Origin of the sequence: Catellatospora sp. TT07R-123, from assembly GCF_018327705.1 — a bacterium.
GTDB lineage: Bacteria > Actinomycetota > Actinomycetes > Mycobacteriales > Micromonosporaceae > Catellatospora.
In genome coordinates, this window is record NZ_BNEM01000002.1 from 1 (window position 1) to 25190 (window position 25190).

At 71.6% G+C, this 25190-nt stretch carries 8 protein-coding genes and 1 pseudogene; 3 read left to right on the forward strand and 6 right to left on the reverse strand.

Annotated elements, in window-relative coordinates; translation table 11 throughout:
• The 4 genes and pseudogenes from Cs7R123_RS20390 to Cs7R123_RS20405 form a co-directional block, all read right to left on the reverse strand.
• Nucleotides 1–1214, reverse strand: a pseudogene (locus tag Cs7R123_RS20390) (S1 family peptidase); the annotation flags it as partial.
• 86 nt (nucleotides 1215–1300) lie between these two features.
• Nucleotides 1301–2362, reverse strand: coding sequence for a hypothetical protein (locus Cs7R123_RS20395; protein WP_212829314.1), 1062 nt, complete (start codon nucleotides 2360–2362; stop codon nucleotides 1301–1303).
• A gap of 262 nt (nucleotides 2363–2624) precedes the next feature.
• Complete coding sequence (locus Cs7R123_RS20400) at nucleotides 2625–4010, reverse strand: S8 family peptidase (protein ID WP_244872038.1); 1386 nt, start codon at nucleotides 4008–4010, stop codon at nucleotides 2625–2627.
• 150 nt (nucleotides 4011–4160) lie between these two features.
• Nucleotides 4161–4625 carry a MarR family winged helix-turn-helix transcriptional regulator gene (locus tag Cs7R123_RS20405; protein WP_212829315.1) on the reverse strand — a complete coding sequence of 155 codons (465 nt, stop codon included), beginning with the start codon at nucleotides 4623–4625 and terminating at the stop codon, nucleotides 4161–4163.
• Between the two features lie 77 nt (nucleotides 4626–4702).
• Here Cs7R123_RS20405 and Cs7R123_RS20410 point away from each other — a divergent pair, with 77 nt between their 5' ends.
• Complete coding sequence (locus Cs7R123_RS20410) at nucleotides 4703–5563, forward strand: SDR family NAD(P)-dependent oxidoreductase (RefSeq protein WP_212829316.1); 861 nt, start codon at nucleotides 4703–4705, stop codon at nucleotides 5561–5563.
• Nucleotides 5564–5631: 68 nt separating this feature from the next.
• On the opposite strand, the gene Cs7R123_RS20415 is transcribed toward Cs7R123_RS20410, so the two are convergent.
• Nucleotides 5632–12702: an FG-GAP-like repeat-containing protein gene (locus tag Cs7R123_RS20415; protein ID WP_212829317.1), complete on the reverse strand. Its 7071-nt coding sequence runs from the start codon at nucleotides 12700–12702 to the stop codon at nucleotides 5632–5634.
• Between the two features lie 170 nt (nucleotides 12703–12872).
• On the opposite strand from Cs7R123_RS20415, the gene Cs7R123_RS20420 reads away from it, so the two are divergent.
• A complete protein-coding gene (locus Cs7R123_RS20420; RefSeq protein WP_212829318.1) occupies nucleotides 12873–15605 on the forward strand; it encodes a BTAD domain-containing putative transcriptional regulator in 2733 nt (910 codons plus the stop codon).
• A gap of 16 nt (nucleotides 15606–15621) precedes the next feature.
• Here Cs7R123_RS20420 and Cs7R123_RS20425 read toward each other — a convergent pair whose 3' ends face one another.
• Entirely contained in the window at nucleotides 15622–17859 is a 2238-nt protein-coding gene (locus Cs7R123_RS20425; protein ID WP_212829319.1) for a tetratricopeptide repeat protein, read from the reverse strand.
• Nucleotides 17860–18104: 245 nt separating this feature from the next.
• Between Cs7R123_RS20425 and Cs7R123_RS20430 the strand changes: the two genes are divergently transcribed.
• The gene (locus Cs7R123_RS20430; protein WP_212829320.1) at nucleotides 18105–25163 is read left to right on the forward strand and encodes a LamG-like jellyroll fold domain-containing protein; all 7059 of its coding nucleotides are present in this window, start codon (nucleotides 18105–18107) and stop codon (nucleotides 25161–25163) included.
• Nucleotides 25164–25190 lie beyond the last annotated feature (27 nt).

Below are 25190 nucleotides of genomic sequence, written 5' to 3' on the forward strand. Positions count from 1 at the left end.
CGCGTACAGACGGTCTTGAAACCGACGGTGGGGGCGCCGAAGGGTGCGGCCGACGGGCAGGTCGTCCGGTCCGCGTCGTCGTCGGGCAGGCCGCCGGCGATGGTGCCGCGCCCCTGGTAGTAGGGCACGGTGAACACGGGGCCGCCGCTGTCGCCGGGCCCGACCGCGCAGTCGGCCATATTGGTCACCGTGGCCCGGGTCAGCGGGCTGACCGGGTCGGCGCAGCGGGAGCCGTTGATGCGGGCGGCGGTGTTGACCGCCTCCACCCGCAGGTTCGGGTGCATGCCGGTGCCTGCGCCGCTGGAGATGACGAAGTTGCCGACGAAGTCGCTGGCGGCGGTGACGCCGCCCTGCCCGACGACGGCGCCGGTGGACGAGCTCCACGGGCCGGTGTAGACCGCGCCGCCCGCGCCGCCCGGCAGGCTGAGCAGCAGCGTGTCGCGGCAGTCGCGGGTGCTGCCGGCCTCCACGCTGCCGGCCGGGTTCGGCTGGCCGACGATGACGACCGAGCCGCCACCGCCGGGCCGGGCGCAGTGCGCCGCGCTGAGCATCAGCGGGGACGGCAGCGGCTGCCCGGCGCGTTTGACGGTGAATCCCGTGCTGCACTGGGTGCTGCCGATCGTGTATGCCGAACCTGCCCAGAACTGGGGGCTGTCGGCCTGCCGGCCGGTGGCCTGCGGGCCGGCTCCGTCGTGGACGGCCACCGGAACCCGGGCGGTGTCCAGGAGGTGCTGCCGGCCTGTCGGGAGGGCGGTCGGGGTGACGGTGGCGGTCAGTCCGCCGCCGTCGGCGTCGGGCCTGATCTCTGTGATGCGCTGGTCGCCGGTGATGAGCCGCTGCGCCTCGGCGGTGAGTTCCCGCAGCGTGTACCGGGCGGGCAGGAACCGCACGGGCACACCGGTGGCGGCTGCCCGGGCCCGGACGGCGGCGGGGACGGGTCCATGCCAGTGCACCAGGAGTTCGCGGCGCAGCGGGTCGGCGACGATGCTCGGGTTGCCCGCGTCGCCGGCCCGCAGGATCTGGTCCGCGGCTTCGTTGAGCCGGGCCTGCAGGTCGTACACCTCGGTCCAGGTCTGGAAACCGGCCGGGACGACCTGGGTGGTGACCAGCGGCGCCGTGAGTGAGGGAGCCGGTTTGGCCTGGGCCGCCGCTGGCGTCGCCGCCAGCAGGAGGGCGACGGCGGCGGACAGGACCGACGAGAGGGTGGCGTTCATTCGGTGTCCCGCCTTTCACGTTCGATGGTGGGTGACGGCGTGGGGCAGCGGGCGCCGGTGCGTCGCGCGGCGCCCGCTGGCGGTGACTAGGCCGTGACGGTGATGGCGTAGCGGACGCCGCCGACCGGCGTGCGGTTGGGCGGGGGCGGGCATGAGGTAGGGCCGGGGTTGCAGGTGATCGGCGAGGGTTTGCCCTGATCGACCGACAGCCCGTAGACGCCGCCCACCGGCATGCTGCTTCCGGCGGTGAACAGGAGGCTGACCGTCACGCGTTCGGCCGGGTTGAGCGTCAGCTCCTCGATCTTCGCGGTCGAGGAGACCAGCTGGAGCCGGGTGCCACCGATCGGCTGGACTCCGCTGCTCCAGCTGCCCGCCTGCTGCCAGCGCTGGAAGAGGACCGGCCCGAGGTCGACGACGATCTGCCCGCCGGAGAGCTGGAACGGCGTGCCGAGCGCGCTGAGGACCAGGTTGGTATGCGTGGTCACGCCGGTGTTGTTGCCGATGGAGTACGAGCGCGACTCCTGCTGCGACTTCTTGAGCGCGATCGAGTTCACGTTGCGCTGCGCGACGTTGTTGTCGTTGGTCACGACCTTGTCCTGGTCGGCCGGGAAGGCCTTGAGCTCGTCGCCGTCGGAGTCCCAGAGTGCCGCCAGGCAGAAGTGCCCGGGGCCGGGGACGTTGTCGAACTGCACGAAGACGCGGGTGACACCGCCGGCCGGGACCGTCACCTCGGTCTTGACGCCGATGGTGGCCCAGTCGGTGTTCCAGTTGGTCGCGCCACCCGGCTTGGTGCGGCGTAGTTCCAGCGTGCCGACGGCGTCGGCGGTCCCGGAGTTGGACAGGGTGACCCACACGTGATAGCTGTTGCCGATCACCAACTGGTCCTGGCTGGCCGAGCACTCGACCGGCGGTGTCGTGGCGGTCCAGGGGCAGACCTTGATCGCCGGGCTCGTCCAGTACGGGGACACGGTGGACGGCTCGGCGCCGGTGTCGCTGGACGTGTCCTGGATGAACACTTCGGTGGTGGCGTTCAGGCCGGTGCGGGCTTGCGCCGCGGCCGTGCCTGAGACCACGAGTAGCAGTGCTGTTCCGCAGGCCACCAGCGTGGCCCGGGTCAGCCGTCCCAGTCGCGGAACAGTTCTCGCCATCGACGTCTCCTTCGGTAGAGGCGGGCTTTCAGCGTGCGGGCAGGACACGGGCGCGCAGCAGTGTCCCGGCGGCCCGGGTCAGTCCGGGGCCGGTTGGGCGCGTGTCCGGTGCCGCCTCCTCGATGGGGCCGCCGCGGCGGCTGGGCTTCGCTGGTGCATACCTCGGCCGGGACGACCGCGGGCCGGCTTCGCCCCCGTGGGGAGAAGCCGGCCCGCGCTCGGGATCCTCAGGCGTGCCGAGGTGTCCTGGTCATTCGACGGGTCAGAGCGCCGCGACCGTGGCCGCGGCGTCGACCAGCCCGGTCCCGCAGCCGCCGGTGCAGGTGCCGGGGATGGGCCGGGTGTGGGCCTGCAGGGCGCTGAGCACCTGTGCCGGGGTCAGGGTCGGCTTCTTGCTCAGCATCAGGGCGACCAGGCCGGCCACGTGCGGGGCGGCCATGCTGGTACCCATGTACGTCGTGTAGCTGGGGTTGCCCGGGGTGGTGAGGCCGTCGTTGAGGGTGGACAGGATGCCGTCCTGGGGGGTCGACCGGGTGCCCGGGGGGTCGGTCTCCAGCCGGACCTCGCCGCCGGGCGCCGACACCTCCACCGTGGCGCCGAAGTTGGAGTAGAAGGCCCGGTTGCCGGCGCGGTCCAGCGCGGCCACCGTGACGACCCCGGCGCAGTTGGCGGGGGTGAAGCCGGAGGCGTTTGCGTTGGAGTTGCCAGCCGCGACGACCACGGTGGTACCGCGGCTGTTGGCCGAGCTGATCGCGTTGCGGTAGGTGGTGGAGCAGGTGCCGCTGCCGCCGAGGCTCAGGTTGATGACCTTGGCCGGGTTGGGGTTGGCGGGCACGCCCGACACCGTGCCGCCGGAGGCCCAGACGATGGCGTCGGCGATGTCCGAGCTGGTGCCGCCGCACTTGCCGAGGACCCGTACAGGCAGGATCTTGGCGTCGTAGGCGACGCCTGCCACGCCGAGGCTGTTGTTGCCCAGCGCGGCGATGGTGCCGGCGACGTGGGTGCCGTGCCAGCTGGAGTTCGCCGCGGTGGTCGAGCCGCACTCGCCGGCGGCGTACCAGTCCCCCTGGTCCTGGGGGTTGGCGTCGCGGCCGTTGCCGTCGCGGGCCGTCGTCGAGCTGCTGATGAAGTCGTATCCGGCCAGCCAGTGGCTGTCGAGGTCGGGATGGGAGGTCTTGCCGGTGTCGAGGACGGCGACCACCACGCCGGTTCCGGTGGCGAGGTCCCAGGCGCCGGGCAGGTTCATGCCGGCGGTCGGCTCGAAGTAGTGCCACTGCTGGGGGTAGCTCGGGTCGTTCGGGGTCGACAGCGCGTACATCTGCGTGTCGGGCTCGGCGTACTCGACCTGGCCGGAGGCCTGCAGAGCGGCGAGCAGGCCGGCGGTGCGCCGGTCCGCCGTGACGACGTGGCCGCCGACGGCGAGTTCGCGCTGGTCGGTCAGGGAGATGCCGAGCCGGGCGCCGACGGACTTCAGCAGCGCGCCGCGGTCCGCCCCGGCCTTGAACTTGACGATGTACTGGGTGGACGCGTCCTGGGTGGCCGCAGTGTCCACGGCCGACGGTGTCTGTGCCGAGGCCGGCACGGCGAGTGTTGCCACAGTGGCCACGGCTGCGCCCGCGGCCAGCGTGACGATCGACCTGAGCTTCACTGGCTCCTCCTCCATGGGCAGCCCAACGCGGCCCATGGAGGAGGACGCTAACCAGTGCAGATCGAAATATCAATGTGCCTGGATGTGCCTGGATGGAGGTTGTCCGGAGCGCGAGGACCGGATCCGCCCGCAGCCGGGCGTCGACTGCCGTCAGACTTGCGGCGGCCGGTTCTTGAGCTTGGTCCAGATCGCTTCGAGAGCCTGGATGTCGGCGTCGTCGAGCAGGTCGTCGAAGACCTCGGCGAGCGCCGCGCGACGGGTGGCGTCGGCGGCGGCGAAGGCCTGTCGGCCGGACTCGGTCAGCGCGATCGCCACCGACCGGCCATCGGTCGTGGAGCGCGTCCGCTCGACGAGGTCGCGGGCGGCGAGCGCGTCGATCACACGTGACGCCTGGCTGCGGCTCAGCAGCGTCTTGGCACCCAGGTCGGTGGGCGCGATCGGGCCGTCCTGGCTGTTGAGCCACAACATGATCTCGAACCAGGACAGCGGCAGACCGTGGGTCTTGTCGAGGGCCCGGTCGACCGTCGCCGACAGCGTGGTCGCGGCCCAGACCAGGCCGTAGAAGGCGTGGTCGCGGGGGGCGAGGCCACCGAGGGTTATGTCGTCGCGTGCCATGCGGGCCATGCTACCAATTTGTGTGTACGCACACATAAAAGTTAAGATGCGTGCACACACACAGAAGTGGAGCTCGCGTGGACCCGCTTGGCAAGACAGTGCTCATCACCGGCACGTCGACCGGAATCGGCCTGGTCACCGCAGTCGCCTGCGCTCAGGCGGGCTGGACGACGATCGCCACGATGCGCGACCTCGGCAAGGCCGAGAGACTGCGGACAGCCGCCGCCGAGGCGGGCGTCACCGACCGCCTGCACATAGAGCACCTGGACGTGACCGACCCGGCGAGCATCGCTGCCTGCATGGATCGCGTCCTCAGCGCGCACGGCGGGCTCGACGCCCTGGTCAACAACGCCGGCGCAGGGCACCTCGGCACCATCGAGCAGGGCAGCACGGACGACGTCCGGAAGGTGATGGAGGTCAACTTCTTCGGTGTGGTCGAGGTGACCCGAGCCGCGATGGCCGCCCTGCGGGCCAGCCGGGGACGCCTCGTGACCGTCACCAGCGTCGGAGGAGTGGTCGGGCAGCCGTTCAACGAGGCGTACTGCGCGGCGAAGTTCGCCACCGAGGGCTTCATGGAGGCGCTCGCGCCGGTCGCCGCGACGGTCGGCGTCGACGTGGTCGTGGTGGAGCCGGGCGCGGTCGCCAGCGAGTTCGTGGCCAACGTCGGCGTGGACGCCGCGGCCATGACGGCTGCCGCCGGGCCGTACGCGCCCGCCCTGGCCGGATACCTCGAACGCACCCAGCGGGTGTTCGACAACGCCCAGCCCGCCGCCGAGGTCGCGACGTGCGTCGTGGACGTGCTAGGCGCGGCGAGACCTGCGTTCCGGGTGCAGACGTCCGCGCAGGCACGTGCCTTCGCCGGGGCGAAGCTGGCCGACCTCGACGGCTCCGCGGTGCAGGCACTCGTCGGCCCATGGGTGGGGCCGGCCTCGGCGTAGCCGGCTCGACGGCGGTACGACGGCGCCGCAGACCTCACGGTCTGCGGCGCCGTCGTACCGGGGGTGGATCAGCTGCCGAAACTCATCATCCAGTTGTAGACGATCGTGTCGGCGTCATCGGTGGACATGCTCCCGGGTGCCCACGTGATCACGCCGTTCACCTTGGTCGGCAGGTCCCAGTAGCCGCCCTGCCACGGGTTGGCGCTGATCTCGAAGGGATTGCAGGCGCCCGGTGACGCGAAGTCGCAGTTGGCGTAGTGGTGCGACGCCAGCTCCCACAGCACGTACTGGGTCATGAACCCGTTGACGCTGTGGTAGAGCGTCCATTGACTGGAATGGTTCGCCTCGTGGGCGAGCAGGTCCTTGGCGTAGACGTCGACCTCCTTCGGGGTGAAGCAGTCCTTGCCGCGGCAGTTCAGCAGGGCGTTCTTGTCGTTCTTGTCATCCTGCTGGTCCCGGTCGAACCGGCTGCGGCCGTACGGGATGAGCAGCACGTCGCCGATGGTCTGCGGATGGTCCCCGACCTGGATGCCGGAGACGTTGAAGCAGACGATCTGCGTCGAGAACTCGTAGGTGCAGGTACCGTGCTGCGCCTCGACCAGGCCTAGGGCGTACTGGTCGGCGCCGTTGGCGATGTTCGCGTCCCGCAGGTAGGGGCCCTTGGGGACGCAGACGCCGTACAGCTTCAGGCTGGAGCAGTCGACGGAGTTGTCGACCCCGGTGGGCGGCACGACGACCGGGCCGCAGGATTTCGTCCGGTGCCGGCGGCAGAGCTGGCCGCTGGTCGGCGGCGGCGGGGGCGCCGGGGCCGCCTTGCACTCCTCGGGGTTACGGCTACAGGCGTTGCGGCCGGTCGGGTCGCTGAGGGTCAGCGGGCTGTTGTCGGCGTACGCGTAGCCGTTGAGCGACTGCGGGTCCGTGACGTCGGTGACCGGGTCGTCGGAGGTGAACCGGCCGGTGGCCGGGTCGTAGAGCCGCGCGCCCAGGTGGACGAGCCCGGCGGGTTCGGCGGTGCCGCCGACGAATCCGTGCGGGTTCGGCCAGTTCGGCGCCGTCCCGCGCGGGTTGCCGAACGGGTCCTGCCGGCGGATGGTGACGGCCTGGGTGGTCTGGTTCACCGCCAGCTGCGTGGTGCCCTGGTGGTCGCCGGCGAGCCAGGACAGGCCGCCCGAGGTGCTGCGGGATCCGACGGTGTGGCCGCCGGCCGTGTAGTAGCGGACGGCGCCGGTGGTGGCGGTGCCGGCGGCGTTCGCCGTCACCTCGGTGCCGCCGAGATAGAGCGTCCGGTCGGTCGGGGCGTCGCGCAGGATCTCGTTGCCGGACGCGTCGTACAGGTAGGTGGTGGTCTGGTCGCCGCCGACGGCGTGGACCGTGACGGTCTGCGTCCGGCCCTGGTAGGTGAGGGTGAAGTCGCTGGCCAGTCCGGCGACGGTCGAGGTGAGCTGCTGGCCGACGGTGCCGTAGGTGTAGCTGTTGGCGGTCGTGCCGCCCGGTCCGGTGGTGGAGACGCCGGTGAGGGTGTGCGGCTTCGTGCCGCCCGCCGCCGGGTAGGTGTAGGTGCTGGTGGTGTCGGCGGCCCCGGCGAGGCCGTGGCTGACGAGGGTCTTGCGGTTTCCGGTGGCGTCGTAGGTGTAGGTCTGCCAGTACGCGGCGGGACCGCCCACGGTGGACGTCGACGGTGTGGCCGCGCACCCGCCCAGGGCGGGTGTCGTGGTGAACGCCACGGTCAGCCGCTGCTGGTGGTCGTAGGTGTGGCACTGCGAGTCGGTGGTGGCGCCGGCGTGCCTGCCGTCCACGGAGGCGAGGGTGCCCGCCGGGGTCCAGTTGTACTGCTGGGTCAGCTGTTCGTCGTAGGTGCCGGGGGTGGTGCTGTGCTCGGTGCCCACCGAGATCAGCTTGGGGCGGTGGGTGTCGGCCCAGGCGTCCGTGGTGACCTGGACGCGTTTGGTGCCGGTGCCGAGGGTCTGCTGGTAGACCTCGCCCCACCACTGGTAGCCGGTGCCCGACACGTAGGTGTCCAGTCCGGCCGTGGTGAGGAGGTACCCGTTGGCGTCGTAGACGTTGTTCACCGTCTCGGCGGCGAGGCCGCCCGCCGCGGGGTAGGTGACCGACGCCGTGGACCCGTCCACGTTGTACGTCGTCGTCGACGTCCAGGCACCGGCGAGGGCGGTGCCCTCCGCCGCCGGGACGGTGACCGTGGACCCCAGCGGCCGGTACGCGTCGTCGTAGCCGGTCACCGAGGTGGTGTAGGCGGTGGTGCCCCGGTATTCGGTGCTGGTGGTGGGCTGGCCCTTGGCGAGGGTGTCGTAGGTCCAGTGGTCGAGGTGGGTGCCGGTGAGGGTGGTGAGGTAGGTGTCGACCGGGCGGCCGAGGGCGTCGTAGGCGAACGCCGTGGTGACCGGGCGCGCGTCGGTGGAGGTGAGGACCTGCCCGGCGTCGTCGTAGGTCGCGGTGGAGGCGCCGGAGTCCGGGTCGGTGGCCGCGACGACGCGGCCACGGGGGTCGAAGGTGCTGGTCCAGGAGTTGCCGACCGAGTCGGTGGTGGTGGTCAGCCGGCCGAGCCGGTCGTAGAGGTAGGCCGTGGCCTGGTAGGGCCCGGTGGTGCTGGTGGTGAGGTACTGGCGCAGTTCGGTGGCGTTGCCGGCGGTGTCGTACACCTTCGTCGACGGCATGGCCCCCGTCGGCGGGACGACCGTGATCCGGTCGCCGGCGTACGCGGTGGTGGTGGTCCATTTCTGCACGTCGGCGCTGTAGAACGCGTCCACCGTCGGGCGTTCGAGGTTGTCGTAGGTGAAGCGGTCCTGTGTGGGCACGGCCGCGTCGGCGAAGGTCGCGAGGACCCCGGACGGGCCGGTGGCGGTGTTGTAGAAGGTGCTGGTCTTCGCGGTCAGGCCACGGCCGTCGTAGGCGGTGTCGGTGATGACCCGTCCGCCGTTGGCGACCGGGGTCGGCGTCTGGGTCTGGCGCGGTCGCAGCCGGCCGTCGTAGATGGTGTAGGAGGAGATCTGCGTCCCGGTCGGGCCGAGGGTCTGGGTCTGGACCCAGCTCGGCGCGGTGCTGGAGACGACATAGGTGTACTGCTGGTCCGGGGTCAGGGTGGACGACCGGTTGTTCTGCCACACCTTCGAGGTCCGGCCCAGGGCGTCGTAGGCGATCGTGGTCGTCTTGCCGTTGGCGTCGACGACGGAGGTGACCGATCCGTGTCCGGGTTCGATGGCCGACACGCTGGTCCAGCCCAGTGGGTTGGTCACCGTCATGGTCGTCATCTGTCCGGCGGCGTTGAGGGCGTACGCGGTGTGGGTGTTGCGGTTGACGGCGTCCCAGTCGTCGACGGTGCGGCCGTTGGCGTCGTAGCCGGTCTTGGCGGACTGGGCCCAGGTCAGGGTCTGGCCGCTGACCGTGGCCAGGGCCTTGGCCAGGGTCGGCAGGCCCTTGGTCGGGGCGGTGGTGAGGCTGGTGGCGCCGTCGTAGTAGACCTGCCGGCCGGTGAGGGCGGTGGCGGGCGGCGCGGCGTAGGTGAACGCGGCGGTCGTGGTGGTGCCGGTGTCGGTGTACTGGGTGAGGGTGCCGCTGGGGTCGCGGCCGATGATGTCGGCCTTGCCGTCGGCGGTGAGGTCCCCGGCGGCCAGCGCCGTGGGGGTGCTGAAGGCACCGGAGACGACCCAGTACTTGGTGGTGGACCACATTCCGGCGCCGTTGGTGCCCATGTTGGTGAACTGGATCAGGTTGCCGGCGCTGTTGCGTGCCAGCAGGTCGGCCTTGCTGTCGCCGGTGACCTCGGCGAGGCCGATCCAGCTGTAGGTCGACCAGGCGCCGCTGCCGGTCTGGGTCTTGTTGGTCCACGACACGGGGGTGGCGCCGTTGTTGAGGTAGAAGAACAGGTCGTCGCCGGAGCGGGCCTGCAGGTCGGCCTTGCCGTCGCCGGTGAGGTCGGCGAAGGCGAGATCCGGGTACCCGGTCGGGGTGTAGCCGGTGCCGGCTGCCGTCCGGGCGCCGAAGGTGCTGCTGCCCTGGTTGACGTATTCGAACAGGTTGCCGTTGCTGTCGCGGGTGATGATGTCGGCCTTGCCGTCCCCGGTGAGGTCGGCGAAGTACATGTTCGGGTACGCCCACGGCCAGTAGGTCGACGCGACGACGACCGGGGCGCTGAACGAGGCGATGCCGGTGCCCGTGGTGCGGGCGCCCATCCAGATCCGGCCGTCCGGGGTGCGGTAGACGAGGTCCTTCTTCCCGTCGCCGGTGATGTCGGCCAGCGCGACGCTGTCGTAGCTGTTGGCGCCGATGCCCAGGGTGGTCGCGGCCGTCACCGCGCAGTCGGTCTGCACGACCTGGGAAACGGTGCCGACGATGCCGGCTGCGGGGTTGCGGTTGTAGTCGGTGTGGGTGCAGGTGTCGTCGGCGGTGGTGGCGACGTCGCCGAGGCTGGTCTGGTCGGTGGCCAGATCGTAGGCGTCGTAGCTGGTGTCGTTCTCGATCCACCGCCACGTGGAGGTCTGCGGGAGCCAGGTGCGGGTCCGGTCGGCGACGTCCTTGACGATGTAGGCGCGTACGTCGGCGCCGGTGGGTTCGGGCTTGGCGCGGGTCGCGGTCAGCGTCGAGGCGTAGGTGTGGATGGTCGAGGACAGGACCTGGGCGCCGTCGGCGTGGGTCTGCTCCAGCAGCATGCCCTGCATGCGTTCGGCGTCGGCGTACTTGACGCCCTGAGAGTCGGTGACCTGGACCTGGCGGGCGTTCCAGACGGGGACGCCGCCGCCGTTGAGGTAGGCGTCCTTGTCCATGCCCCGGAAGTACCGGGAGGTGGTGACGGTCTGCGGGCCGCCGGTGGCGCCGTGGGTGACGGTGACGGTGTTGTAGCCGTTGAACTGCGACCAGGTCCGCGTCGCCACCGGCGACATCTCGTCGGTGGTGATGTGCCAGAGCACGTCGTCGGTGGACCCGGCGGTGGAGTACGTGTAGTCCCACTGCTCGTCGGGTGAGCCGCCGGTGAGGTCCATCTGGGTGACCCGGCTGACCCACCGCTTCTGGAACCAGCCGGAACTGGTGGCGCCGGAGTCGAGGGTGATGGTCTGCGGGAAACACGGCTTGGTGTTCTGGGACGGGTCGCTCGGGATGTCCGCGCTGACGCACGGGGTACCCCAGTAGTTGATGAACGTCTCCCCGCCGGCGCCGTTGTAGAGGGCCTTGACCCGCCAGCGGCGCATCTCCGGTCTGCCGTTGGCGGCGTCGAAGTCGACCCGGTTGGTGAACCGTACGCCGTCGGTGGTCACGGTGGGGTCGGCCAGGAAGGTCACCCCGTCGGGGGCGTACCCGTTGTGGCCGATCGAGTCCAGCCACAGCTGCGGGGAGGTGCCGTCGCCGTTGTCGGGGAAGTGGTACGTCATGTTGTAGGTGTCGGCGTGGCGCCAGGCGGTGCCGGACCAGACGTCAGACCAGATGTTCTTCACCTGGTAGCGGGTCCAGAACGTCGGCGTCAGGTTGTTCGGGCACGACGAACTCGACCCGCAGTACAGGTCGAACGGGGTGTCAGGGTAGTCGGTGGTGTCGGCGTGGCACTGGTCGGGGTCGTCGATGCACCGCTGGCCCAGGTTGAAGTGCACCCGGGCCGGTGCCTGCGTAGTCGCCTCGGTACCGGCACGCTGGCCGTACTCGATGTCGGTGAGAGTGTCGGTGACGACGTACAGCTGCACGTTGGTGTTGTTGTTAGCCCCGACGTAGCTGGTGTAGGGGCTGTAGAAGTAGCTCATCGAGTTGCCGGAGGTGTCCACGACGTAGTCGAGGTTCCACCGGTATCCGCGCTGGCACCAGGACGCGGCGAAGGTCGACTGGTGGCACTGCTCGCCGGTGTTGTTGCCGTAGACCGGCATCCACTGGGCGCTCCTGGTGGGCCGGGTGTCGCCGGCGTAACGGTAGTTGGCGCCGAAGAAGTACTGCGTGCCGTCCTGGGTGGTGACCTTCCAGTAGGCCTTGTCGTGGGTGCCGTTGTCGCCCCGGTTACCCGTCGCGCCGGTCAGGTGCTCGATCTTGAGACCGGTGTCGGCGGAGGCGTGCCAGGTGGTGCCGTCCCAGACCAGGTCCACCGACCGGCCGCCGAACAGCATCGTCGCGTTGTATGGCGAGAAGTCGCACATGTCGCCGGTGGTGCCGCCGTCGCGGGCGCACGAGCGGAACGACTCCTCGACGAAGCCCGACTGCAGGTCCCAGCCCGATCCCAGCCAGGACGTCTGCGCGTTCTGGGAGAGGGTCTGCGCGTCGACGACGCCGGAGTCGTAGGTGATCGCCAGGTCCGGCTGCGGGCCGCCCAGGCCGGTGGGCACCCTGATCGGATAGCGGGTGGTGAACGATCCGCCCTGGGTCCCCGCCGACCAGGAGTACGCCTCGGAGAGGTCCGTGGCGTTGTAGACGCCCGACCCCGACACGGGACCGGACATCAGCGCCAGCACCGTCGCGCCGCCGGGCGCCGACGTCGCGGAGCGCTGGGCCGTGGCGGTCGCCGACACGGTCAGCGTCGCCGACACCGACGAGCCGTCGTTGCGCGACGGCACCGGGGTCGGGGTCTGGCAGGCCGCCACCGCGGGGGTCGTCAGCGCGCAGTCCGGTAGCGACACCAGCCGCAGCCGGCTGCCGAAGTCGGCGCCGTAGGCGTTGGCGAACGCGCGGTAGTCGAACGCCGCGGAGACGGGGGCGGCCCCGGTGCGGCCGTCGGCGCGGGCCACCGTGAACAGCGCCCCCCGTACCCCGGCCGCCGCCGTCTGCGACGGCGTCATGACGGTCACCGCGAGCTTCGACACCGGGGCGGCCTTCGCCGTCGCGGTCGCGGCTGCCGCGACCGCGGGTGCTGCCACCGTGACGGTCAGACCGCCCACGCTGGCCGCCCGGCCGTCCGCGGCCACCGTGCCGGTGCCGCCGGCCGGGAGCGTCCGCCGGCCGATGGTGGTCACCTTGGCGAGGTCGACGGCGTTCGCCGGGGGCGCCTTCGCCGTGACCGTCCCCACCGGCACCGAGGTCCGCGACGGGGCGCTCGGCGACCACGGCGCGACGGCAGCCGCCGAGGCCGCCTCCGGCAGGCCCGGCGACAGCACGGCGAGTACCGCCACCGCCAGGGCGACCGCCCCGGCGTGCCTTCGTGCTCTGTGACGCATGCGTTCTCCTTGACGATGATGCGGGGTCCGTCGCCGCCGAATGGGACCGCGGTTTGCCGGCGGCGAGGTGATCTAGACGGGCGCTAGTGTCGGCTCCGGCGGTTGCCTTATCGTTGCGTCGCAGGTCGCACGCGGGATCTGGCCGCCAGCGGGCACAGGTTGGGGGCGACATGGAGATCAGGTTGCTCGGCTCGGTGGGTGTCTGGGCCGACGGCGCCGAGGTCGAGATCGGACCGTCGAAGCGCCGTGCCGTGCTGGCCCTGCTCGCGACACGCCTCGGATCGATCACCACCACTGACCAGATCGTCGATTTCGTCTGGGACGCCGATCCGCCGCCGAAGGCACGCCGGGTGGTGATCGTGCACATCTCCCGGCTGCGCGCCGTCCTCGCCGAGGGGGGTATCGACCTGCGGGCCGCGCCCGGCGGATACCTCCTCAGCGCCCCCGCCCACAGCGTGGACGCGTTGCGGTTCCGGGCGGCGGTCGCCGCCGCCGCCCTGGTCGCCGCGCCGGAGCAGCGGTCCGCCGCGCTGCGCGACGCGCTCGCGCTGTGGCGCGGTGACGCCCTGGCGGGTATCGGCGACAGCCCGGCGCGGCATCCGATCGCCGCGGGTCTGGAGCAGCTGCGACTGGCGGCGGTGGAGCGGCGCATCACCGCCGATCTCGACGCCGGCCGGCACCGGGAGCTGCGCGCCGAACTCGCCGAACTGGTCGCCCTGCACCCGGGACATGAGGGGTTCTCGACATCGCTCATGCTCGCCGCCTGGCGGTCCGGTGAGCGCACCGAGACGCTCCACGAGTACCAGCGGCTACGCGAGCACCTCGCCAGTGAGCTGGGCATCAGCCCCGGCCCGCAGGCGCAGGCCCTGTTCACGCTGGTGCTCCAGGCCGACGGGCAGGAACGGCCCCCGGACCGGTCCGCCGCCACGCTACCGGCCCATGCGCGGATCTTCGAGGGCCGGTCGCGGTGGCTGGCGCGACTGGACCACCTCGCGGCAGCCGGTGACACCGCGCCGGTCGTCGTCCTGTCGGGCATGGGCGGCGTGGGCAAGACCGCGCTGGCCGTGCGCTGGGCCCAGTCCGCGGCCGACCGCTTCCCGGACGGCCGGCTCTACGTGGACCTGCGCGGCTTCGACGGCCGACGGCCGCTCACGATGCTGGAGGCGCTGACCCGGCTCCTCGTCGCGGTCGGCACTCCCCCGGCGCAGCTGCCCACCGACCCGGACCTCGCCGCCGCCAGCTACCGGGCGGCGCTGGCCGACAAACGCGCGGTGGTGGTGCTCGACAACGCCCGGTCGGCGGCGCAGGTGCGCGAACTCCTACCGGGTGGGCGGCATACCGTCGTCCTGATCACCAGCCGTACGTCGCTGACCGGGCTGGTCGCCCGCGACGACGCCATCGCGATGCCGGTCGACGTGTTCAGCCCGGACGAGTCGGTGGCGCTCATCGACCGGCTCTTCGCCCAGGCCGGCGTCTTCGCCGAGCCCCACGTCCTGCGGCAGCTCGCCGACCTGTGCGGCCATCTGCCGCTGGCGATCCGCATCATGGCGGCGAACCTGACCACCGGCACCGGCCGGACGCCGGCGGACACGGTGGCGCTGCTGCGCGACGGCGCCCGCCTCACCGCGCTGGAGGTCCCCGATGATCCGGCCAGCGCGCTGGCACTGGTCTTCGAACACTCCTACCGTCCCCTGGACCGCGCCGAGCGGCGGCTCTTCCGGCTCCTCGGCGCCGCACCGTGCGCGGACTACACCGTCGCCGCCGCCGCGGCGCTGACCGGAGGGGACCCGGCCGAGGCCGCGGTGGTGGTCCGGCGGCTCGTGGACGCGAACCTGCTCATCGAGGTCGGGGCGGACCGGGTCGGCTTCCACGACCTCATCCGGGAACTCGCGGAGTCCCATTGCGCCGCCGAGGACCCCGACGAGGAGCGTACGGCGGCCATGGACCGGCTTTTGGCCTGGTATGTCGGCCTCGGGGTCACCGTGCACGAGGTGGTCAACCCGCAGCTGCCGCCGGTGGTGCCGACGGTCGGGTTCCCCACGGCCGGGTATCCGTTCGGCCGGGACCCGGCCGCCGCGACGGCGTTCCTCGGGGCCGAGATGGCCAACGTCCTGGCGGTGATCCGCGACGCGGCCGGGCGCGGACGCGAGGAGGCGGCGTCGCAGATCCCGGTCGCGCTCTACCACGTGCTCGAACGGGGCATCGCGGTGACCGCCGCGATCGACCTGGCCGGTGAGGCCCTGGCGATCGCGCGGGCTCGCGGCGACCTGCTGGGTGAGCGGCGTGCCCGCAACAACCTCGGGGCGTTCTACAACAACGCCAGAAACCCCGCGCAGGCCCTGGTCCATCTCGAACGGGCGATCGAGATCGCCCGGTTGCAGCAGGCGCCGAACGCCGAGGCGACCGCCTACTGCAACCTCGGTGTCGCCTACAAGGCCATGAACGACACCGACAGCGCCCTGGCCGCGTTCCTCGCGGCGCACGCGCTGCGTCCCGGGGCGCCCAACTGCGCCGTGCTGAACAACATCGGCAACGCCTACGCCAACCGCGGCGACTACGACCTGGCCGCGGCCCACCTCACCCACGCACTCCAGGTGGCCCGCGCCACCGGCGTCCAGGCCGACGAGTCGCTGAGCCTGATCAACCTCGGCCACCTCGAACTCCGGCGCGGCCGCCACGACGACGCCCTGGACCGGCTCCGCGCCGCCCACGCCCTCGCCCGCGACATCGGCAACTCCCGGGTGCAGCTCGACGCCGATGTCGAGCTGGCGCAGGTCTACGCCGAGCTGGGCCGGCCGCAGCTGCGGCGGGAGCATCTGCGGGACGCGCTGGCCCTGGCCCGGGGCACGGGCGACCGGGTGAAGGAGCAGGAGATCCTGCTCGCCCTGGACGCGCCGGAGTGAGGGCCCGGCCGGGTGTTCAGAGGCTGAGTCCCGTCGTCTGCGGCGTCACGTCCGCGAGGGCGGACCGCAGTGTGCCGGTACGCGGATCGTCGGCCGATTCCATGACTTCGAGCGCCTGCTGCCAGCGCTGCCGGCCCTCGGCCGGCTGGCCGTTCAGGCACAGGGCGTTGCCGAGGGTGACCAGCGCGTCCGCCTGCATGTGGCGGTTGTCCAGCTCGCGATGCCGCCGCACCGCCTCGGTGAGGTACGAGACGGCGGTGGGGTGGTCTCCGGCGGCACTGTGGATCTCACCGAGGTTGTTGAGGACCATCGCGTGGGTGTGGTGGTCGCCGATCGCCAGGAAGATCGCCGCCGCCTGCTCGCACCGGGAGATCGCCTGGGTGAAGTCGCCGCGCAGGAACGCGATCCTGGAGAGGTTGCCGAGCAGGTTGCCCTCCGAGAAGCGTTCCTCGGCTTCGCGGCTGAGTTCCAGGGCGGCGAGGTGGGCCTCGACGGCGCCGTCGAGATCGCCCATCTCGCCGTAGGTGTAGCCGAGATTGCTCAACGCGGCGATCTCGGCGGACGTGACACCGGCGGCCCGGCTGATCTCGACAGCCTCGCGCAGGCAGGCCGCAGAGTCGGCGGGGCGGCCCTGCCGGACCAGGACGCCACCGAGCCCGTTGAGGACACGGCACTGACCGTGCAGATCGCCGGTCGCGCGGGCCGCGGCCAGCCCGGTCGCGCACGTCTGGGCCCAGTCCGCCCACCGGCCGCGCAGCAGGAAGTAGTTTCCCAGCAGCACGGGCAGCCGCCAGGCGATGTCGGCGGCGCCGGCACCGCCCGCGCACTCGACTGCCGCCACCAGGTTGGCGTGCTCGAGGTCCAGCCACGCGACGGCGGCGACCCGGTCGGCGAACCGCAGGGCCGGCCGGCCGGACTCGGACGAGGCGAGGTCCAGCCGCAGGGGGGTGCTGCGCAGGTACGGCATGGCCGCGTCGACGCAGTGCAGGTACCAGCCGGTCAACCGGCGGACCGCCTCGGCCTGCCCGTCGACGGGCTGTTCGGCCGCGTACGTGCGGACCAGGTCGTGGAAGGCGTACCGGTCCGGGCTCGGGCTGGTGAGCAGGTGCACCGCGGCCAGGTCACGCAGGACGGCCCCGGTGTCGGCGACGCTCCGGTCGAGCAGCGCGGCCGCTGCCTCGACGCCGAGTTCGGGACCGGTCCACCTGCCGAGCAGGGCGAACGCGCGGGCCTGCGCGGCGGTCAGCCGCTGGTGGCCGACGGCCAGGGTCGCGCGGACCGCCCGGTCCTCGACTTCGAGCTCGTCGAGCAGCCGGGACCGGTCGGCCAGCCGGTCGGCCAGCGTGCGGATCCTCCAGCCGGGTTCGGCGGTCAGCCGGGCGGCGGCCATCCGGATCGCCAGCGGCAGCCCGCCGCAGGCCCGCAGGACCTGCCAGCTGGCTTCGGGCTCGGCGGCGACGGCCTGCGCGCCCACGATCCGCTCGAACATGGTCAGGCCGTCGGCGGGACTCATCACGTCCAGGTCGATGCGGGCCACGCCGTCGAGCCCGGCCAGCCGGTGACGGCTGGTGATCAGTACCGCGCACGTGGTCGTGCCGGGAAGCAGCGGACGCACCTGGGCGGCGTCGGCCGCGTCGTCGAGCACGATGAGGATGCGGCGGTCGGCCACCAGGGTGCGATACCTCGCCGCCGTGGCGTCCTCGCTGTCGGTCGCGGCGGCGGGGTGGCCGCCCAGGGCACGGATGAACTGGTCGAGGACGTCGACCGGCCGGGCCGGGGTGGTCATGCCGCGCAGGCTCGCGTAGAGCTGCCCGTCGGGGAAACGCGGGCGCAGGCCGTGGCCGACGTGGACGGCCAGGCTCGTCTTGCCGACCCCGCCCGCGCCGACCACGGCGGACAGCACGATGACGCCGGTGCGGTCCAGGCGCGCCTCGCAGAGCTCGCGCACCTGGTTCACCTGCTGGGTACGGCCGGTGAAGTCGCTCAGGTCCGCCGGTAGCTGCTGGGGCGCCGGGGCGCCGGCAGGTCCGGCCGTACCGGTGTCGTCGGGCTTGGCACGGCCGGTGCCGGCGGCGATGAGCCTGTCGCGCTCGCCGCTGTCGAGTCCGAGCGCGTCGACGAGCCGGCTGACCGAGGACAGGCGGGGTCGGCGGCGGTCGGATTCCAGGACGCTGATGGCGTGGACCGAGATGCCGCACCGCTCGGCCAGTTCCTCCTGCGTCCAGCCGACGCGCAGCCGGAAACCGCGCAGCATCTCACCGAACACCTCTACGCCCCCGTGGTTCGGTGAAGCGGAGGCCGCTCCACTCGATGGCCATTTTCGACACGCCTCGAACGCCAAGTCAACACCATGCCAACGCCATGGATCTTGCCATGGCCGGGCGGGAGGCTTGCGGTGCTGAGACCACGGACACGGGCGATGCCGTGCCGTGTCTGTCCATTTCGAGCTCGGAGGAACTCTTGCTACACATCGGATCACGTCTGCGCGCGCTGGGGGTGATGACGGCGGCGGTCCTCGCCATGTCGGCGGCCGCCGCCGTCCTGCCGTCGCCCGCCGGCGCCGCACCGGTACGCCCGGCGGGCTCGCCGGTGAGCCCCGCCAGGACCCGCAACGTCACACCCGCCAAGGCCGTCGTTCCCCGCGAGCGCCGACCGCAGCAGGCCGCGCCGCCGCGCTGGCCGTCGGCGTCGTCCACGGATCTCGCCCTCGCCGGCGCCACCCGGGCCGTCTCCTCGCCGGTGTCGGTCGGCGCCGCCACCGGGCCGGCCCGGCAGTCCGCTTCGGCGGGCCCGGACCTGGTGCGGGTCGACCTGCTCGGCCACGATGCGGCGGTTCGCGCCGGTGTCTCCGGTTTCCTGTTCTCCCTGTCCCGGCGGGATGCGGCGCCGTCGAGCGGGGAGGTCCGCGCGACGCTGGACTACTCCGCCTTCGCCGGGGCCTACAGCGGCGATTTCGCGTACCGGCTGGCGGTCGTCGCCTATCCGGCCTGTCTCGCCACGACGCCGCAGGTGGCCGCCTGCCGCAGCGGCACACCGGTGCGGGCCGACAACGACGTCGCGCACCAGAAGATCTCGGCCGACCTGGTCGCCGAACCGGCCGCCCGGCCGGCCGCCACGGTGTACGCGCTGACCTCGGCGCCGTCGGCGGGCGCGGTGGGCGACTACACCGCGGACTCGCTGAAGCCGTCGGACACGTGGAACACCGGCACGCAGTCGGGAGGGTTCAGCTACAGCTATCCGATCGCGGCGCCACCGGCACCGGGCGGACTGCTACCCAAGATCGACCTGGCGTACAGCTCGCAGTCGGTCGACGGGCGCACCTCGGCGGTCAACGGGCAGGCATCCGACGTCGGCATGGGCTGGGAGCGCAGCCAGCCGTTCATCGAGCGGCAGTACCGCTCCTGCGGCGACCAGTGGACGTTCTCGGGCGGGGCCTCGGGGATAGCCGACTCCGGTGACGCCTGCTGGGACTCCAACAAGATCGCCGACAACGCGACCCTGTCGCTGGACGGCGTCGCGTCGCCGCTGGTGCAGAACGCGCAGAACACCGGTCAGTGGACGCTCAAGAACGACAACGGCTGGACGGTGCAGCAGCTGTCCGGGGCCGTCAACGACGACAAGGACGGCGGCGAGTACTGGGTCATCACCACGACCGAGGGCGTCAAGTACTTCTTCGGTTCCGGCCGCACCCCGGCCTCGGCCAACCCGACGTCGTCGGTGCAGACCCGGCCGGTGTTCGGCAAGGACAGCTGCACCGGCGGCCCGGTCGGCACCGGTGGCCACCACTACTGCTACAAGGCCTACCGGTGGAACCTCGACTACGTCGTCGACCCGCACGGCAACTCCCAGTCCTGGTACTACAACCGCGACGGCAACACCTCCTACCAGTCGGTCGCGGCCAACACCAAGGTCGGGTTCACCCGGGACGCGTACGTCGCCGACATCTACTACGGCGCCAACCCCAACGGTGACGGCACCTGGAACCAGTCGGGCTGGATGCACTTCGACTACGCGTACCGCTGCAACAACGGCACCCCGACCGTGCCCGGCACCTGCACGGCGCCCAACTCGGGGTCGTCGTTCCCGGACGTGCCCAGCGACCTGATCTGCTCGACGCAGACGGTGTGCCCGACCAACGCGCCGGTCTTCTACCACACCAAGCTGCTCACGGCGATCACCACACGGGCGGCGGACAGCACCGCCGGCGTCACCCAGGCGGTGGCGGGCTGGCGCGACGTCGACCGCTACGACCTGTCCTACTCGTACCTGGCCACCGACGACACCGCCACCGCGGCGTCGCTGTGGCTGCGCAACATCACCCGCACCGGTTACGGCAACGACGGCACGACCGGCTCCGCGCCGCCCCAGACGACCTGGCTGTACTCGACCTGGACGCAGGACGCCGGCGCCAACTACGTCGCGACGCCGCTGCCGAACCGGATCGACAACAACGGCAACCACGGCACCCGGCCGCCGGTGAACATGTACCGGCTCGGCGAGATCGTGACCCCGCTTGGCGGCCTGGTCCGCATCGGCTACTACCAGCCCGACCCGTGCACCGGGCCCGGGCCCGCCGACGTCATGTCGGCCAACTCCAACCTCAACAACTACGACTGCTTCCCGCAGTACCTCGGCGCCGGCGACGGCCAGGGCACCACGACCGGCGGCGCCGGCTACGGCACCAGCGGGACCCCGTGGGGCTGGTTCAACAAGTACCTGGTCAAGTACACGGTGGTCCAGGACAACACCGCCGGTTACCTCGACACGGCCACGGTCGGCGGCACGGTCCTGTACAACGGCTACACCGGATACGCCTACCAGGCCGCGGCCTCCGAAGGCGACCCGAACACCGGGGCGGCGTGGCGGTTCACCAGCAACGCCATCGCGCCGACCGGCCCGGCGGTGGCGCAGCGGTCCTGGACCGACTACCGGGGCTACCGCAACGTGACCGTCACCCACGCCGCCGCCGTCTGCGACGAGCTGACCTGCTCGGCCGGTACGGTCGACAGCCGGGACGCGTACGTGTTCATGCGCGGCATGGACGCCGACTGCACCGACAAGCAGTGCACCGCCACCAGGAGCGTCTCGGTGCGCTCGTCGTTCGCCAACGACACGAGACTGCCCACCGGCGATCCCGCCTCCAGCACGCTGGGCAGCAACGACGTCATCGCCGACCGGTGGGAGTTCAACGGGCGCCTGCGCGCCCACCAGCACTTCGACCCGTCCGGCAACCAGATGTCGGGCCAGGTGGACTGGCACTCCTTCGCCGTCGACCCCGGGCGCACGCAGCTGACCAACGGCTACAGCTCGCAGTCGGCGCTGGTCGTGCCCGTGTACGACGTGGTCTGGCACGCCAACGGCAGGTACGGCTACACCTCGTACACCCACGACAACCTCGGGAAGGTGCGCACCACCTCTGAGCGGCGCAGCGACAACACGGCCTACCGCTGCCAGACGCAGTACTACGCGCGGTCCGGCTCGGCCGGTCCCGGCGACCCGACCTGGGAGCTGCCGTCACGCGCCGAGCACTGGAGCGGCGACTGCGCCAGCGGCACCCAGGACGGCTGGACGGTCGACTCCTACGACGGCTACAGCGGTGACGGCCTGACCGAGCCGCTCACCAAGGGCGATCTGACGGCCACGGCGCAGTTCACCGACGCCGGCCACGCGCTGACCACGAGCCGGGTCTACGACGGATACGGCCGGGTCACCTCGATGACCGACCCGACCGGCAGCACCACGTCGACCTCGTACGGCAGGCTCTACCACAACCCGTTGACGGTGACCACGACCAACGCCCTGGGGCAGGTCAGCTCGGTCGACCTCGACCCCGGCCGGGGTTTGACCGAACGCAGCACCGACGTCAACGGCAACGCGACCGCGCTCGGATACGACAGCCTGGGCCGGCTCACCGGCGTGTGGCAGCCGGGCGACGCACCGGCCGGGGGCCTGTGGAACCCCAGCGGCGGCACCCCGACCGACACGTTCGCGTACCAGTCGGTCACCTGGTCGCCGATCACCCGGACGACCGGCGGCACCAACATGGTGACGACCAGTCACCGGAAGCCCTCCGGCAGCGGCTACACCTCCCGGTACGCCTACGTCGACGGCCTGGGCCGCACGTTCCAGACCGCGACCGCCGCCCCGGACGGGACGTCCTCGATCTACACGGCGACGATGTTCGACCCGCAGGGCCGGGTCATGCGCCAGATCGAGCCCTTCCAGGTCGCCAACAGCGCACCGTCCAGCGGCCCGCGCATGCTGAGCGGGCTGACCGGCATCAGGGAGACCGACACGGTCTACGACGCCGCCGGGCGGCCGGTGTCGGTGTCGCGGCTCTACCAGGGCGCCGTGGTGACCCGGTCCGGCGTCAGCATGACCACGAGCACGGCCTACCTCGACGACCGCAAGGTCGTCACCGGCCCCAGCCCGACCGGATCGGGCACCGCGGCCACCACGACGTGGCTCGACGAGTTCGGCCGCGAGACCCAGGTCGACCAGCCCGGACCCGCCGGCGTGCTGTCCACGCGGTACCAGTACGACGACCACGACTACCTGCGGCAGATCACCGACGCGGCCGGGCACGACACCGTCTACGGGCTCGACCTGCTGGGACGCCGCCTGACCGGCAGCGACCCGGACGCCGGGCAGACGAGCAGCGTCTACGACGGCAACGGCCAGGTGATCTCGGCGACCGACGCCCTGGGCCAGACGACCCTCACCGGGTACGACGCCCTGGGCCGCAAGACCGCCGTCGTGAACACCGGCGGCTTCCCGTACACCACGGGCAAGACCGGCTTCTGGAAGCTGGCGGACGGCACCGGCACGACCGCCGCGGACAGTGGGGGCACCCATCCGCTGGCCCTGGCCGGCGGCGCCGCCTGGTCGACCGACCGGGGCGGCGCGGCGGTCTTCGACGGCACCTCCGGCGCCGCCACCGCCACCACGGCGGTCGTGGACACCACGGCGTCGTTCAGCGTCTCCCTCTGGGTCAAGCCGCAGGCCCTCGGCGGCGTCGCCGCCGCGCAGCGGGCGGGCACCAACACCGGCTTCACCATCTGGGCGGACGCCGCAGACCACCTGTGGCACTTCCGGGTCGGTGCCGGTGACAGCAGCCCCGCGCCGCTGGCCGACTACGCCGTCTCCCGCATCCCGGCCACCGTCGGGGCCTGGACCCACCTGACCGCCACCTTCGACGCGGCGAGCCACAAGCTCGCGCTCTACGTCAACGGCACCCTGTCCGGCACCGGCACGCACAACACCGCGGCCGCCGACAGCGGGACCTTCACCCTCGGCGCCGTACGGTCGCAGGGCGTCACCACGTCCTTCCTCCACGGCTCCCTGTCCGACGTCCAGGTGTATCCCAGGGCGCTGAACACGCAGGAGACGGCCACCGTCGCCGGAGTCGTCAACGCCACCACCTACGACTCGACGACGATCACCAACGGCAAGGGCAGGCTCGCGACCCAGACCACGTACTCCGGCGCCGACGCGTACACCACCGCGGTCACCGGATACGACAGCCGCGGCCGGTCGCTGGGCACGTCCTGGACGATCCCGTCGGCCGAACCCGGGTTCGGGGGCAGGACCTACACCGCATCGGTCGCCTACGACGCGGCGGGCAACGCCACGTCGCTCACCTACCCGGGCAACGACGGCCTGCCCGCCGAGACGGCGACGACCACCTACGACCAGTACGGCGACGCCGTGTCGCTGGTCGGCAGCCAGACGTACGCGACCGGCTCCTTCGACGTGCTGAACCGGCTCAAGGGACGCACGCTGGGCACCGGTGTCGTACGCACCTACGGCTACGAGGCCGACACCGGTGCGCTGCAGGGCCTGGCGGCCGCCTCCGGCGGCACGACGATCCAGAACGACGTCTACGCCCGCAACGCGGCCAGCCAGGTCGTCTCGCTGACCGACACCGTCAACGGGCAGGCCCAGTGCTACCGCTACGACAGCCTGGCCCGGCTCACGCAGGCGTTCACCACCACCACGGCGAGCGGCTGCGCCACACCCGACCACACGTTCACCCCGGTCCCCGGCGAGACCGCGTACGACACGACGTACGCGTACTCGGCCCCGGTCCGGACGGTGTCGGGCACGACCGTCCCCGCGGTCACCGACGGCATGAACGCCCTGGCCGCGGTGACCGACAACATCACCGGCACGACCACCGCGTACGGGTACACCGACGCGGCGCACGAGCACGCCCCGACGATCGTGGGCGCCGGCACCTACACCTACGACGCCAACGGCAACCAGACCGGCAGGACCACGGCCGGCACGGCCACCACCCTCACCTGGAACCGGTTGCAGCAGCTGGAGAGCCTCACCAGCGGCACCAGCACCACCGGCAACATCTACGGCGCCGACGGGACGCGGCTGATCCGCCACGACCCCAGCGGCGACGCCGTGCTGTTCATCGGCGGCGAGGAACTCGTCTACACCAGAGCGGCGGGCACCGTCAGCGCCAACCGCTACTACGCCCTGGCGGGAACGACGGTCGCCCAGCGCAGCGCGTCCGGCGTCACCTACCTGCTCGGCGACGCGCAGGGCACCGCGAGCCTCGCGGTGACCAGCACCGGCACCGTGACCAGGCAGTACTACACGCCGTTCGGCAACCAGCGCGGCGGACAGGCACTGCGGCCCATCACCGACCGGGGCTTCCTCGGGCACGTGCAGGACTACGACGTGGGACTGGTGGAGAACGGGGCCCGGTTCTACGACCCGGCAGCCGGGGTGTTCATCAGCCCCGACCCGGTCAACACCGCGGGTGCGGGACAGCTCAACGCGTACGCGTACGCCGCGGACAACCCCGTCACCTACAGCGACCCCAGCGGCCTGCACGTTCCGCCGCCGGAGTCCAGCTACACGACCCCGCCGCAGTGCGACTGGGTGTGCCAGGCGCTCAAGGCGGCCAACGCGGTCGCGGACACCGTGGCGGACGGCTACCACGACCCGTACCGGCGGTCGCACCTGAGGCCGGTCGACGCCATGGCCCCGTTCAAGGTCGCCCCCGCGCCGTCCTGCGGCAGGAATTCCCTGCGTAGCTTCTTCCTCGGGGACGGACCGTGTCTGACGGCAGGGCCCTGGCGCTCGATGACGGACTACGACGACGAGTCCATTCTCAGCACCTACTGGAACGGCCCAGGGCAGTACGACTTCGCGGCGGCGAACGAGACGATCGACACGATCGGCTCCGAGCAGGTGAAACAGTACGGCGAGACGATCGAGGTCGCAGGTATCGGCGCCAACGGAACCTACAGCGAAAGCCACTACCAGGAACACAGCGTCGGAAGCGTGATGACCGTCAGCCTGCAGGGCGTTCCCGTCAGCCCGCCCAAGGGCATGGAGCTCAAGGTGGTAGTGGTTCCCACCTATGCCGTACGCCAGGTCCGCTACGAGTTCAACGGTCACGCAGTCACCTCGCAGCAGAAGGTGCTGATCGGCGTCACCCCCGCGTTCAGGGACCTGAACGGCGGACTGTACGGCTGGGACGGCAACAACAACCTGGTGCCGTTCATCGACCTGCATCCCCACGGAGTCTCGTGGTGACGTACTCGATCCGCAGGTGAGACGGGG

What these genes read in the sequence shown, in the direction of transcription:
- Cs7R123_RS20395 (WP_212829314.1), bottom strand. Translation starts at nt 2,362, where the DNA reads ATGGCGAGAACTGTTCCGCGACTGGGACGGCTGACCCGGGCCACGCTG.
- Cs7R123_RS20425 (WP_212829319.1), bottom strand. Translation starts at nt 17,859, where the DNA reads ATGCTGCGCGGTTTCCGGCTGCGCGTCGGCTGGACGCAGGAGGAACTG.
- Cs7R123_RS20420 (WP_212829318.1), top strand. Translation starts at nt 12,873, where the DNA reads ATGGAGATCAGGTTGCTCGGCTCGGTGGGTGTCTGGGCCGACGGCGCC.
- Cs7R123_RS20430 (WP_212829320.1), top strand. Translation starts at nt 18,105, where the DNA reads ATGACGGCGGCGGTCCTCGCCATGTCGGCGGCCGCCGCCGTCCTGCCG.
- Cs7R123_RS20405 (WP_212829315.1), bottom strand. Translation starts at nt 4,625, where the DNA reads ATGGCACGCGACGACATAACCCTCGGTGGCCTCGCCCCCCGCGACCAC.
- Cs7R123_RS20415 (WP_212829317.1), bottom strand. Translation starts at nt 12,702, where the DNA reads ATGCGTCACAGAGCACGAAGGCACGCCGGGGCGGTCGCCCTGGCGGTG.